We start from the raw sequence: 12,465 nt of genomic DNA, 5'->3' as shown, positions 1-12,465 counted from the left end.
TGCATGAGCAAGAAGATTCTGGTGTTGCCCGGCGATGGCATCGGCCCGGAAATCACCGCCGAGGCGGTCAAGATCCTGAATGCCTGCCGTGAGGCGGGGCTGGACGCGGAGCTTGAAGAGGCGCTGGTCGGCGGCGCCGGCTACGACGCCGAGGGGCATCCGCTGCCCGAGTCCACGCTGGAGAAGGCCAAGGCCGCCGATGCGATCCTGCTCGGCGCCGTGGGCGGTCCCAAGTGGGATACGCTGGAAGATCTGAGCAAGCGTCCCGAAAAGGGGCTGCTGGGGCTGCGCAAGAATCTCAACCTGTTCGGCAACCTGCGCCCGGCGCTGCTCTATCCGCAGCTGGCCGAGGCGTCGACGCTGAAGCCGGAAGTCGTCTCCGGGCTCGACATCATGATCGTGCGCGAGCTGACCGGCGGTATCTATTTCGGCCAGCCGCGCGGTATCGAGGAGCGCGACGGTGAGCGGGTCGGGTTCAATACCTACGTCTATTCCGAATCCGAGATCGAACGCATCGGTCGCGTCGCCTTCGAGATGGCGCAGAAGCGGGGCAAGAAGCTCTGCTCGGTGGACAAGGCCAATGTGCTGGAAGTCACCATCCTGTGGCGCGAGGTGATGAACCGGCTGGCGCCGGAGTATCCGGACGTCGAACTGTCGCACATGTACGTCGACAACGCCGCGATGCAGCTGGTGCGCGCGCCCAAGCAGTTCGACGTGGTGGTGACCGGCAACATGTTCGGCGACATTCTTTCCGATGCCGCCGCCATGCTCACCGGCTCGATCGGCATGCTGCCGTCCGCGTCGCTCAACGAGAAGCAGCAGGGCATGTACGAGCCGTGTCACGGCAGTGCGCCGGATATTGCAGGCCAAGGTCTCGCCAACCCGCTGGCGACGATTCTGTCGGTGGCGATGATGCTGCGCTACTCGCTGAGCGAGCCGGCGCTGGCCGATCGTATCGAGCGCGCCGTGGGCAAGGTGCTGGATCAGGGCCTGCGCACCGCGGACATCGCCTATCCGGGCACCCGCCAGGTTTCCACTAGCGAAATGGGCGACGCGGTGCTGGCGGCTTTTGCCGAGGCCTGAGCCGAATGCGCTAAACTGATATCATTCACGTCTTCACTTGCTGATGATGCGACGACCGAAATGGGTCGTCGCATCGATTCACGACATTCAAAATATTTCGGGGTACGCCACTATGTTGAAAGTCGGATTCGTCGGCTGGCGCGGTATGGTCGGTTCCGTGCTGATGCAGCGCATGCTGGACGACAATGATTTCACCGGGCTCGAGCCGGTCTTCTTCTCCACCTCCCAGGCGGGGCAGGCCGGGCCGGATATCGGTGTCGACGTGCCGGCGCTGAAGGATGCCAACGACATCGAGTCGCTCAAGGCGATGGACGTGATCGTGACGTGCCAGGGCGGCGACTACACCAGTGCCGTCTATAAGCCGCTGCGTGAGTCCGGCTGGAAAGGCTACTGGATCGACGCGGCCAGCACCCTGCGCATGGCGGACGAGGCGACCATTGTGCTCGATCCGGTCAACCGTCACGTGATCGATGCCCAACTGGCCAAGGGCGCCAGGACCTTCGTCGGCGGCAACTGCACCGTGAGCCTGATGCTGATGGGCCTGGGCGGGCTGTTCGAGGCCAACCTGGTCGAGTGGATGACTTCCATGACCTATCAGGCCGCTTCCGGTTCCGGCGCCAAGCACATGCGCGAACTGCTGTCCCAGATGGGCTCGCTGCACTCGGCCGTCGCCACCGATCTTGCCACGCCTTCCAGCGCCATTCTCGACATCGACCGCGACGTCATCACCCGTATGCGTGCTAGCGAGTTCCCGGTCGACAACTTCGGCGCACCGCTGGCCGGCAGCCTGCTGCCGTGGATCGACAAGGCGATGGAGAGCGGCCAGAGCAAGGAGGAGTGGAAAGGCGGCGTCGAGACCAACAAGATTCTCGCCACCGGCGACAACCCGATTCCCATCGACGGCCTCTGCGTGCGCATCGGCGCGATGCGTTCGCACAGCCAGGCGTTCACCATCAAGCTGAAGCAGAACGTGCCGCTCGACGAGATCGAGGATCGTCTGGCCAGGCACAACGACTGGGTCCAGGTCGTGCCCAATGACAAGGACGAGACGTTGAAGCATCTGACGCCGGCGGCCGTCAGCGGCACCCTGACGATCCCGGTGGGCCGCTTGCGCAAGCTGGCCATGGGCGGCGAATATCTCACCGCGTTCAGCGTCGGCGACCAGCTGCTGTGGGGCGCCGCCGAGCCACTGAAGCGCATGCTCAAGATCCTCCGCGACCAAGCCTGAGCATCACGCCGGCATGAGTTGCCCGAGCCCTGCCTGTGTCCACTGGCAGGGCTCTTTGCCATTCGTGCCATGATCTCGTCCTCAAGTTTATTCAGTCCTTGCCGATGAGTGAGTCGAGGCTTACTCCAATTCGTCGGCGAGGAAACCATGCGGCAACGGCTTACAACGATCACCGGCGGGCTCTGCCTGGTGCTGGCCTCTTCAGCCCACGCTCTCGGCATTGGCGATCCGCAGCAGGTATCCCCCCTCCATCGGCCGCTTCACGTGGTGCTGCCGCTGACCGATGGCAGCGGCCTCGAGGCCTCGCAGATATCGGTAGCCGTTGCCGACGACGCGGCTTACCGGCAATCAGGATTGTCTCGCAGCTCGCTGCTGGACACGCTATCGGTCAAAGTCGTGCGCCGTGAGGGTGATCTGGCACTGATTCTCGATAGCTCGCGCCGAGTGCGGGAGCCGTTTCTCGATCTGCTGCTGGTGGTGACCTGGCCGGGTGGGCAATGGCAGCGGGACGTGTCGCTGCTGTTCGATCCCGTCGGCTATGCCAGCTCGCAGCCATTGCTGAATGGCGATCGCGGCCTCGCGCCGGGATATCCGGTAACGAAGAGCGTGGTGACGCAGGCCACGGCAATGCGGAACCCGGCCGCTGGATCTGCCGACGACGCTGCATCGGCAACGAGCGGGTCGCCCGCCTGGCCCGGGCAAATCACCGTTCGGCCCGGCGACTCGCTATCCACCTTGGCAGCTTCGCTGTTGCCTCGATCCGGACTTGATCGCCAGCCGCTGATGCTGGCCCTGTACCAATCCAACCCCGACGCCTTCATCGATGGAGACATCGACCGGCTGCGGGCTGGCGTCAGGCTGGCGGTGCCTGCGATCGCGGCCGTGACCGATATCTCGCCAGAGGCGGCGGCATCCCGGCTCGGTGAGCTCGTTCATCGGACCGACGACGGACGCCCGATGATCGACATCGTGGGGCGCCGTGAGGCATCGGGGGCATCCGATCCCGACCAGCTCGCCGCACTGACCCGGCAGATAGCCGACCTGACCGCGATGACCGAACGCCAACGCGCGACGATTGCTGCGTTGCAATCCGAGCGCGACGCGCTGCAGGGCGCGCTCGCGGCCGTCGCTGAGCCATCCACGACGGCAACAGACACAAACGCGAGCGACGGTGCCTCTGGACAGGAAGGCGTGCAGGGAGGCACGCCGGTCGTCAGTGCTGCCGCCATCGCGGCGGCTCAGGCTGCAACACTGTCGCCTTCCCGCGTGCAGTCGCCCGCCGGGACCCCCTCCGGTGAAAAGCCCGTAACGGCATCAACCGGACCGGCGCCCGCCTCGTCGCCTTCGTTATGGCAGCGGCTGCTGGGGCATCTCGACTGGATTGGCGGCGGAGTACTGATCGTCCTGCTGTTGCTGTGGACCTGGGAGCGACGCCGCCGTCGTGAAGTTCACGAAGTTGTCGAACCTGTCGATGAGCAGAGGGCGGAGGCCGCCGAGCCGTCCCCGCTCGAGGCCAGTCGCCAGGCCGCGGCATCGATGGCACCGCGCCGGCCGCTGCCGGAAGTGGATGTCGACTCGGTCTCGATCAGCCAGGCGGATATCTTCATGGCTTATGGACGCCATGCCGAGGCGCGCGACTGGCTGCGCCAGCAACTGGCCCAAAAAGAGAATGCGCAATTTCGCCTGGGGCTGTTGAGAGCGTTGGGCGAGTTGCGTGACATGGACGCGCTGGAAGAGGCGCTCGCCGGCTTTGGTGACGACGCCACGCCCGAACAGCGCCGGGAAGGACAGGCTCTGGTCGACGACTATCGCGCCCGCTACGTCGAGGAGAGCTGGCAGGAGGCGACCGGCGAAACGGAAGCGGAGGGCGAGACGGCCGCGCAGGATACGGTGGAGGATGTCGACGCGCTGTTCGAGTCGCAGGCCGGCCGGGTCGAGTCCGGCGCGGTGCGTGCCGTGGCCGATAAGGTTCGTCCCGAGACCGATGAGGCTCGGCCCGATACCGGAGTTGCCGATGAACCCACCGTGCGGTCGGAAGCCTCGTCTCCGGCTGAATCCGCTTCCCGGACCGATTCCATGTCGGTGCTGTTCGATGACGATATGACACCGTCCGCCGAGCCTTCGGCAACGTCGTCGGCCCTCGCTCATATCGACTACGAAGCCCCAAAGCTGGAACTGGACGCCGAGCGGAGCGTGATCGCATCGCCGGCGGATTCGGTATCCGCCTCGCTGGAGAGCGGGAACGAGGCGTCGTCGCTGACGATGCCGGACATCGATTTTTCCGCTCTGCCGTTGGAGCCGAAGAGCGAGATGGCACCCGACGACGGGGCCCGGGCGGGCATCCGCAGCGCTCGTCCCGAGGTGCCGGATGTCGTGTCGCCAGCGCGTGGCGGCGAGAGGCGTGGCACGCTGCGGGAAGTTCCTGCGGGATGGGATGTCGAGGAGGTGGAATTCGAACCGTCGCATCGGGATAATGGGCGCCCCTAACGACTTTGGGCTGCACAGGTTTCGATGGCGTTTTTCTCCCGGCAGGATGACAACCAGCCGCTCAGCGGTCGCTTGGCCCTCGGCGTCGAATATGACGGTACGCATTACTGCGGCTGGCAGCGGTTGCGCCATGCCGACTCGGTGCAGGGCGCGCTCGAGGCGGCACTGAGCAAGATCGCCGCCACGCCCGTGCGTGTGCTCTGCAGCGGCCGCACCGACAGTGGCGTCCATGCCACGCGCCAGATCGTTCACTTCGATGCGCCGGTAGTGCGTACCCAGAAAGCCTGGCTGTTCGGCGCCAATGCCCAGTTGCCGCGTGATATCGCGGTACGCTGGCTGACGCCGGTTTCCGGCGAGTTCCACGCTCGATTTTCGGCCCTGGCAAGACGTTACCGCTATATCATCCTCAACCAGCCGACGCGCCCCGTGATGGAGCGTCACAACGTGACCTGGTGTCGCGAGCCGCTGGACGCGGAGCGCATGCATCGTGCCGCCCAGGCGCTGGTCGGGGAACATGATTTTTCCAGCTACCGCGCCGCCGGCTGTCAGTCGAAGGTGCCGATTCGCCATCTGCATTTCATCGATGTGCGCCGTTTCGGGCCGATCGTGATGATCGATGTGCAGGCCAACGCCTTTCTTCATCACATGATTCGCAACATCGCCGGTGTACTGATGGCGGTCGGCCGGGGAGACGAGGACGAAGCGTACCCCGAGCGACTGCTGGCGCTCAGGGATCGCAGGTCGGGCAACGTGACGGCGCCGGCCAGCGGTCTGCATTTCGTCGATGTGCGCTTCGACGAGCGCTTTGCGCTGCCGGAAGAACCGGTGGGGCCGCACCTGCTATCCTTTCTCGGTGAATGGACCGGTGAACGTGGCGAAATTCCGGATACGCTGCTGATGCGCCGCCGTCGCGTGTGGCCGAAATGGATCGATGATCAGGGCCGGGTAGTCGATCAGCCTCCCCAGGCCCGCTTGGAGACCACGTCATGAATCCCGTCAGAATCAAGATCTGCGGTTTGACCCGTCGTGAAGACATCGCGGCGGCCGTTGCCAGCGGGGCCGATGCGCTCGGCTTCGTGATGTGGCCGGGAAGCGCGCGCGCGCTTGATCTCGACACGCTCGCGTCGCTCAGCGCTTCGGTGTCGCCGTTCGTGACACGTGTGGGGCTGTTCGTCGACCCGAGCGTGGCCGATGTCGAGATGTGTCTGCCTTATCTCGACCTGCTACAGTTCCACGGTGACGAGTCGCCCGAGTTCTGCGCGCGTTTCGGCAAGCCCTGGATCAAGGCGCTGCGCATGCACGACGATATCGATCTGCAGGCGGCAGTCGATACCTACGCCGGTGCCGGCGCGCTGCTGCTCGATGCCTATCGCCCCGGCGTTCCCGGCGGCACGGGCGAAACCTTCGACTGGCAGCGTATCCCGGCGGACCTGGCGAAACCCGTCATTCTCGCCGGCGGCCTGACGCCGGATAACGTCGCCGATGCCGTGGCGCGGGTACGGCCCTATGCGGTCGATGTCTCCGGCGGCGTCGAAGCGATGCACGCTGCCGACGCACCTTCCGCGGCGTTGGCGTCTGCGGTGGGCACGCGAAAGGGGATCAAGGATCCCTCTCGCATCCGCGCCTTCTGCGAACGCGTACAGACGGCGAACGTCTCGCTCGCGCCGGTACCGTCCAGTGCCGATCCAGTCACGCCCCATTCATCCACCGCCACATCATGAGGGTCCCTTCGTGAGCCGATTCCACGATTTGACGCAACTGCCGGATGCTCGCGGCCACTTCGGTCCTTACGGTGGCCGCTTCGTTTCCGAGACCTTGAGTTTCGCGCTCGAGGAGCTCGAGAACATCTATGCGAGTCTCAAGAACGATCCCGAATTCCAGGCGGAGTTCGACAATGACCTGAAGCATTATGTCGGCCGGCCGTCGCCGCTCTACCACGCCGAGCGCTGGTCGCGCGAGATCGGTGGTGCGCAGATATGGCTCAAGCGCGAGGATCTGAACCACACTGGCGCGCACAAGGTGAACAACACCATCGGGCAGGCGCTGCTGGCCAAGAAGGCCGGCAAGCCGCGCGTGATCGCCGAGACCGGTGCCGGTCAGCACGGTGTCGCCACGGCGACGGTTGCCGCGCGGCTGGGTCTGAAATGCGAGATCTACATGGGCGCCGAGGATGTCGAGCGCCAGAAGCTGAACGTCTACCGCATGCATCTGCTGGGCGCCAAGGTGGTGCCGGTGGAGTCCGGCTCGCGCACGCTCAAGGATGCCATGAACGAGGCGCTGCGCGACTGGGTCACCAACGTCGACGACACCTTCTACATCATCGGTACGGTGGCGGGTCCGCACCCTTATCCGATGCTGGTACGCGATTTCAGTGCGGTGGTCGGCCGCGAGGCGCGTCGCCAGTCGCTCGAGCAGATCGGCCGGTTGCCGGACGCGCTGGTCGCCTGCGTCGGCGGCGGCTCCAACGCCATGGGCCTGTTCTATCCGTTCGTCGAGGATGACGATGTCGCCATGTATGGCGTCGAGGCTGGCGGCGAAGGCGTCGCCACCGGCCGCCACGCCGCGCCGCTGACCGCCAATGCGCCTCGCGGCGTGCTGCACGGCAACCGGACCTACCTGATGTCCGACGAGGGCGGGCAGGTCGCCGACACCCAGTCGATCTCTGCCGGTCTCGATTATCCCGGCGTCGGCCCCGAGCACGCGCTGTGGAAGGATGTCGGTCGCGTGCGCTACGTGGCGGCGGACGACAACGAGGTGCTGGCGGCCTTCCGTGAGCTGACGCTCGTCGAAGGCATCATGCCGGCGCTGGAGTCGTCGCATGCCCTGGCTCACGCCAAGAAGCTGGCGGGGGAGATGTCTCCGGAGCAGCATATCGTCGTCAACCTGTCCGGGCGTGGTGACAAGGATATCCATACCGTCGCCAAACTCGACGGAATCGAATTTTGATGGCCGGCGCCGGCAGAACGACGGCTGGCGACATGACTCGAGGGCGACATGAATCGTATTGAACACAACCGTATCGACCAGCGCTTTGCCGCACTGAAGGCTCAGGGCCGTACGGCGCTCATTCCCTATATCACCGCTGGCGACCCGGCCCCTGCGCACACGGTCGACTTCATGCATGCCTGCGTGGAAGCCGGCGCCGACGTGATCGAGCTGGGCGTGCCGTTCTCGGATCCGATGGCCGATGGTCCGGTCATCCAGAAGGCCTGCGAGCGGGCGCTGGTACACGGCACGCGATTGCAGCATGTGCTGGAGATGGTGGCGGAATTCCGCCAGCGGGACAGCGAAACTCCCGTGGTGCTGATGGGGTATCTCAATCCCATCGAGCGGATGGGGTACGAGGTCTTCACGCGCCAGGCCCAGGCTTCCGGGGTCGATGGCGTGCTGGTGGTCGACATGCCCCCGGAGGAGGCGGGCGACAACGCCGCGCTGTTCGCGGAGCACGGCCTGCAGTCGATTTTCCTGCTGGCGCCGACGACCTCCGAGGCGCGCGCTCGCGCGATCTGCGAACACGGCGAGGGCTACCTCTACTACGTCTCTCTCAAGGGGGTGACCGGGGCCGCCACGCTGGACGCCGACGCCGTCGGCGAGCAGTTGAACAAGTTGCGCCGTATCACCGAGCTGCCGCTGTGCGTGGGCTTCGGCATCCGCGACGGGGCCACCGCAGCGGCCATCGGCCGTGTCGCCGATGGCGTGATCGTCGGCAGCGCCCTGGTCGGTCGCATCGCCGAGCATGCCGATGATCCGGCGTCCGTTCCCGCCGCGCTGAAATCGATTCTCGGCGAGATGCGCGAAGCGCTCGACCGGGAAGCGGTCGGCTGAGTCGTTGTCGTCGATTTGGTATCATTCAGCGTTTGCGGTTGTCGCGACAGCCGTTCGTCGCGGCTGGCGCCATTGTTTTCTATGTCGTCATTACTTTCTATTTAGGCAAATAGGGAATCGTTCCTGACATGAGCTGGCTAGACAAGATCGTCCCGTCGATGAGCCGCATCCAGCGCAACGACCGCCGCGCCAGCGTGCCGGACGGCCTGTGGCGCAAGTGCCCGAATTGTGAATCGGTGCTCTATCTTCCCGAGCTGGAGAAGCACCAGAACGTTTGTCCCAAATGTCAGCATCATCTGCGGCTGACCGCGCGCAAGCGTCTCAACTGGTTTCTCGATGCTGAAGGGCGTGAAGAGATCGCGGGCGACCTTCAGCCGAGCGATCGTCTCAAGTTCCGGGACTCCAAGAAGTACAAGGATCGCCTGGCATCGGCCCAGAAAGCGACCGACGAGAACGATGCGCTGATCGCCATGCGCGGCACGCTGGATGGTTTGCCCGTCGTCGCGGTGGCGTTCGAGTTCTCCTTCATGGGCGGCTCCATGGGCGCGGTGGTCGGCGAGAAATTCGTCCGTGCCGCCACGCTGGCGCTGGAAGAAGAGATTCCGCTGATCTGCTTCGCTGCCTCCGGCGGCGCCCGCATGCAGGAAGCGCTGTTCTCGCTGATGCAGATGGCCAAGACCTCCGCGGCGCTGGAAAAGCTCAAGCTGGCCGGCGTGCCCTACATCTCCGTGCTCACCGATCCGGTCTTCGGCGGGGTTTCGGCATCGCTGGCGATGCTGGGCGACCTCAACGTGGCTGAGCCCAATGCGCTGATCGGTTTTGCCGGCCCGCGCGTCATCGAGCAGACGGTGCGAGAGACACTGCCGGAAGGCTTCCAGCGCAGCGAGTTCCTGCTCGAACACGGCACCGTGGACATGATCATCCCGCGGCCTGAGATGCGTGAACGGTTGGGCAGCATTCTGCGCAAGCTGACGCATCAGCCGCCGGCCGGTCAGGTCGCGGACGAGAGTGCGGACTTCTCGCCGCTGGCCGACGAACCGGACGCGACCCAGGCACCCCGTTGAGGAACCGCTGATCCATGAGTGCCACCCTCAACGACTGGCTGGCGCGTCTCGAGCGCCAGCATCCGGTCGCCATCGACATGGGGCTCGAACGGGTGGCGGTCGTTGCCGCACGGCTGGGGTTGACGCAGGGTCCGATCGCGCAGCGGGTCGTGACCGTCGCCGGCACCAACGGCAAGGGCTCCACCGTGGCCATGCTCGAGCGCCTCGCTCGGGCTCATGGCCTGTCCACGGCCAGCTACACTTCGCCTCATCTGCTGCGCTACAACGAGCGGCTCTGCTTCGATGGTATCGCGGCCGACGACGCCACCCTGATCGCCGGATTCGAGCGCGTCGAATCGGCCCGCTTGGCCGGCGACCCCGTCAGTCTTACCTACTTCGAGGCCGGAACTCTGGCGGCACTGGTTGCGATCGCCGAGGTGCGCCCCCATCTGGCCATTCTCGAAGTCGGGCTCGGCGGTCGTCTGGATGCGGTCAACGTGATCGACAGCGATATTGCCGTCATCACCACCATCGCCCAGGATCATGCGGACTTTCTCGGCACCGACCTCGAAGTCATCGGATTCGAGAAGGCCGGCATTCTCCGCCAGGGGCGGCCGGCGGTGCTCGGCAGCCGCGCATTGCCGGTCAGTGTCTCGCAGCGCATCGGTGCCCTGGAGGTGCCCGCTTACTGGCTGGGGCGCGATTTCGATCATGAAGACGTCGATGGCGACCAGTGGCGCTGGCGGGGCCAAGGGGCGGAGGGGCTTCGCTATCAGCTCGATAGCTTGCCCGATCCGGGGTTGCCGCTCGACAATGCCGCCGTCGCGCTCCAGGTGCTCGGGCTGTGCGGCGTCGTGCCTCAACATGCGCAATCCCTCCAGGCGATGTCCACCGTCGCGCTGGCGGGCCGACTGCAGTGGTTGGGGAACTGGTGTTTCGATGTGGCGCACAATCCCCATGCCGCGCATTATGTGGCAGCGAGACTGGCGCAGCGATCACCGGCGCCGCGTCGCCGTATCGGCCTGCTCGGCGTCCTGCAGGACAAGGATGCCGAGGCGCTGATCGAGGCGCTGGCCCCGGTGATCGATGTCTGGCTGCCGGTAGGGCTGGCAGGCCCGCGCGGTCGCTCGGGCGAGGCACTGGCCGAATCCATGATTGGCCGAGGCGGTGAGGTGCTGGCGACCGCTTCGTCGCCGGCCGCCGGCGTCGACTGGCTGGCATCACGCCTTGCGCCCGATGAAGAAGTGTTAGTATGCGGCTCGTTTCTGACCGTGGCCGGCGCGCTGGAAGCGCTGACGGCGCTGGCGGGCGACGAAGTGTAGTGAAGGCGATTGCCGGGATGATCGATCGGATGCCGGATCGTGCTCAAGGAAATCAAGGTGCTATCAAGGAGGTCAAGGTCCCATGAAGTACGGATGGCGTGAACGTATCAGCGGTGCGGTCATTCTCGTCGCATTGGGGGCCATTTTCCTGCCGATGCTTTTCGATGATCCCGAACCGCGTCAGCAGGAGCCGGGCCCGGTCATGGTCATCGAGCAACCGATCGGCGGTGGCGAAACCCGTCAGCGCATCATCGAATCACCCGAACCGCCGGCATCGGTCGCCGCCAACGGCAATCAGGGTGCCGGCAGCATGAACATGAACGGGAGCAGCGCGGGTGACAACGCCGTGCCGGAGCCGGATACCCGTAGCCAGCTCGGCGCCGGCAGCGAGGATTCCTTCGGCCAGGGCGGCACGACCTCCGGCGACGACGGAGCCTCTGGCGGCGGCAGCGATCCGATCGCCGAGATCGCGCAGACGGAGCAGAGCCAGCCGCAGCCGCGTCCGGCCGAACCGGAACCCTCGGCGCCGGTGCAATCCTCGTCGCAGCCGTCCTCCACGCAGCAGGCATCGGCACCCGAGCGCACTGCCGCCAGCAGCGATGGCGGCTGGGTCGTGCAGGTCGGCAGCTTCGGTCAGGCGGACAACGCGTCGCGCCTGACCGCCAAGCTCAAGGAGCAGGGCTTCGCAGCCTATTCGAAGCCGCGGGACAACAACCTGACCACGGTCTACGTTGGCCCGTTCTCGTCGTCGGATGCGGGCGAGAAGGCGCGATCCGAGCTCAAGCAGGCCGCCAATATCCAGGGACTGCTGATCCGCAAACCGGGTAGCTGATGACTTTGACCTGGCTCGACTACGCTTTCCTGCTGGTATTGACGATATCGATGCTGGCAGGTTTCATGCGTGGCCTGGTGCGGGAGGCGCTGGGGCTCGGCGCCTGGATCGTGGCGCTGCTGGCGGCACGGATATTCGCCAAGCCGATCGCCGATCTGCTGGAACCCTACATCTCGCATCCCGATGCGCGGCTGGTACTGGGGTTCGTGCTGATCATCTTCGTGGTGGTGATGATCTGCGGATTCATCATCCGCCTGCTCAATGCGGCGATCGAGTGGGTCGGCATGGGATTCTTCAACCGCGTGGCCGGAGCGATCTTCGGTCTGGCCCGTGGCGGGGCGATCCTGGTGATCGTCACGGTCGTCATCGGCTTGACGCCGTTGGCCCAGCTGCAGGCCTGGCAGCAGGCGCAGCTGAGACCGTCGTTCGAGTCGTTGCGGACATGGGCGGTGGTTCAGCTGCAGAGCTGGGACGTCGACCCGTCCGCCGCCGAGGAGGCGATGCGGCACCTGCCGATGACGCTACCGGGGCGCGACGCTTCATCCAGCTCTTCATACAGTCAGGACGGGCAGGGGGTGACGATTCCCGCCCCTGTTCCGGCCGAAAAACCGGCGCCCTGAATGGGTGCGACCAAGCGAGGTAAGT

The 12,465-nt window shown here is 65.4% G+C and carries 11 protein-coding genes; all 11 read left to right on the top strand.

Going from position 1 to position 12,465, the window contains the following annotated elements:
• Positions 1-3: 3 nt before the first annotated feature.
• Positions 4-1,083: a 3-isopropylmalate dehydrogenase gene (leuB, locus tag R5R73_RS11970; RefSeq protein WP_071232142.1), complete on the top strand. Its 1,080-nt coding sequence runs from the start codon at positions 4-6 to the stop codon at positions 1,081-1,083.
• 112 nt (positions 1,084-1,195) lie between these two features.
• A complete protein-coding gene (asd, locus tag R5R73_RS11965) occupies positions 1,196-2,311 on the top strand; it encodes an aspartate-semialdehyde dehydrogenase (RefSeq protein WP_322527643.1) in 1,116 nt (371 codons plus the stop codon).
• A gap of 147 nt (positions 2,312-2,458) precedes the next feature.
• Entirely contained in the window at positions 2,459-4,798 is a 2,340-nt protein-coding gene (locus R5R73_RS11960; RefSeq protein ID WP_322527642.1) for a FimV/HubP family polar landmark protein, read from the top strand.
• A 24-nt stretch (positions 4,799-4,822) separates the two neighbouring features.
• Positions 4,823-5,788: a tRNA pseudouridine(38-40) synthase TruA gene (gene truA / locus R5R73_RS11955; protein WP_322527641.1), complete on the top strand. Its 966-nt coding sequence runs from the start codon at positions 4,823-4,825 to the stop codon at positions 5,786-5,788.
• Positions 5,785-6,519, top strand: coding sequence for a phosphoribosylanthranilate isomerase (locus R5R73_RS11950; RefSeq protein WP_322527640.1), 735 nt, complete (start codon positions 5,785-5,787; stop codon positions 6,517-6,519). The genes truA and R5R73_RS11950 overlap by 4 nt, the downstream gene beginning before the upstream one ends.
• A 10-nt stretch (positions 6,520-6,529) precedes the next feature.
• Positions 6,530-7,744, top strand: coding sequence for a tryptophan synthase subunit beta (trpB, locus tag R5R73_RS11945; protein WP_071232146.1), 1,215 nt, complete (start codon positions 6,530-6,532; stop codon positions 7,742-7,744).
• A gap of 48 nt (positions 7,745-7,792) precedes the next feature.
• Positions 7,793-8,623, top strand: coding sequence for a tryptophan synthase subunit alpha (trpA, locus tag R5R73_RS11940; protein WP_071232147.1), 831 nt, complete (start codon positions 7,793-7,795; stop codon positions 8,621-8,623).
• Positions 8,624-8,751: 128 nt separating this feature from the next.
• Positions 8,752-9,687, top strand: a complete 936-nt coding sequence (accD, locus tag R5R73_RS11935; RefSeq protein WP_071232148.1) for an acetyl-CoA carboxylase, carboxyltransferase subunit beta — start codon at positions 8,752-8,754, stop codon at positions 9,685-9,687.
• 14 nt (positions 9,688-9,701) lie between these two features.
• Complete coding sequence (locus R5R73_RS11930; protein WP_322527639.1) at positions 9,702-10,988, top strand: folylpolyglutamate synthase/dihydrofolate synthase family protein; 1,287 nt, start codon at positions 9,702-9,704, stop codon at positions 10,986-10,988.
• 82 nt (positions 10,989-11,070) lie between these two features.
• Positions 11,071-11,820 carry an SPOR domain-containing protein gene (locus R5R73_RS11925; protein ID WP_322527638.1) on the top strand — a complete coding sequence of 250 codons (750 nt, stop codon included), beginning with the start codon at positions 11,071-11,073 and terminating at the stop codon, positions 11,818-11,820.
• Complete coding sequence (locus R5R73_RS11920) at positions 11,820-12,440, top strand: CvpA family protein (protein ID WP_110634480.1); 621 nt, start codon at positions 11,820-11,822, stop codon at positions 12,438-12,440. The genes R5R73_RS11925 and R5R73_RS11920 overlap by 1 nt, the downstream gene beginning before the upstream one ends.
• Positions 12,441-12,465: the final 25 nt, after the last annotated feature.

Origin of the sequence: Salinicola sp. LHM, from assembly GCF_034479735.1 — a bacterium.
In the GTDB taxonomy this organism is placed as follows: Bacteria; Pseudomonadota; Gammaproteobacteria; order Pseudomonadales; family Halomonadaceae; genus Salinicola; species Salinicola salarius.
The sequence above is the reverse complement of the archived record's forward strand: the minus strand, read 5'-3'. Positions and strand labels throughout refer to the sequence as shown.

Coding starts and splice junctions, on each gene's coding strand:
- accD (WP_071232148.1), top strand. CDS start 8,752: ATGAGCTGGCTAGACAAGATCGTCCCGTCGATGAGCCGCATCCAGCGC.
- truA (WP_322527641.1), top strand. CDS start 4,823: ATGGCGTTTTTCTCCCGGCAGGATGACAACCAGCCGCTCAGCGGTCGC.
- R5R73_RS11930 (WP_322527639.1), top strand. CDS start 9,702: ATGAGTGCCACCCTCAACGACTGGCTGGCGCGTCTCGAGCGCCAGCAT.
- R5R73_RS11950 (WP_322527640.1), top strand. CDS start 5,785: ATGAATCCCGTCAGAATCAAGATCTGCGGTTTGACCCGTCGTGAAGAC.
- R5R73_RS11920 (WP_110634480.1), top strand. CDS start 11,820: ATGACTTTGACCTGGCTCGACTACGCTTTCCTGCTGGTATTGACGATA.
- asd (WP_322527643.1), top strand. CDS start 1,196: ATGTTGAAAGTCGGATTCGTCGGCTGGCGCGGTATGGTCGGTTCCGTG.
- R5R73_RS11960 (WP_322527642.1), top strand. CDS start 2,459: ATGCGGCAACGGCTTACAACGATCACCGGCGGGCTCTGCCTGGTGCTG.
- R5R73_RS11925 (WP_322527638.1), top strand. CDS start 11,071: ATGAAGTACGGATGGCGTGAACGTATCAGCGGTGCGGTCATTCTCGTC.
- leuB (WP_071232142.1), top strand. CDS start 4: ATGAGCAAGAAGATTCTGGTGTTGCCCGGCGATGGCATCGGCCCGGAA.
- trpA (WP_071232147.1), top strand. CDS start 7,793: ATGAATCGTATTGAACACAACCGTATCGACCAGCGCTTTGCCGCACTG.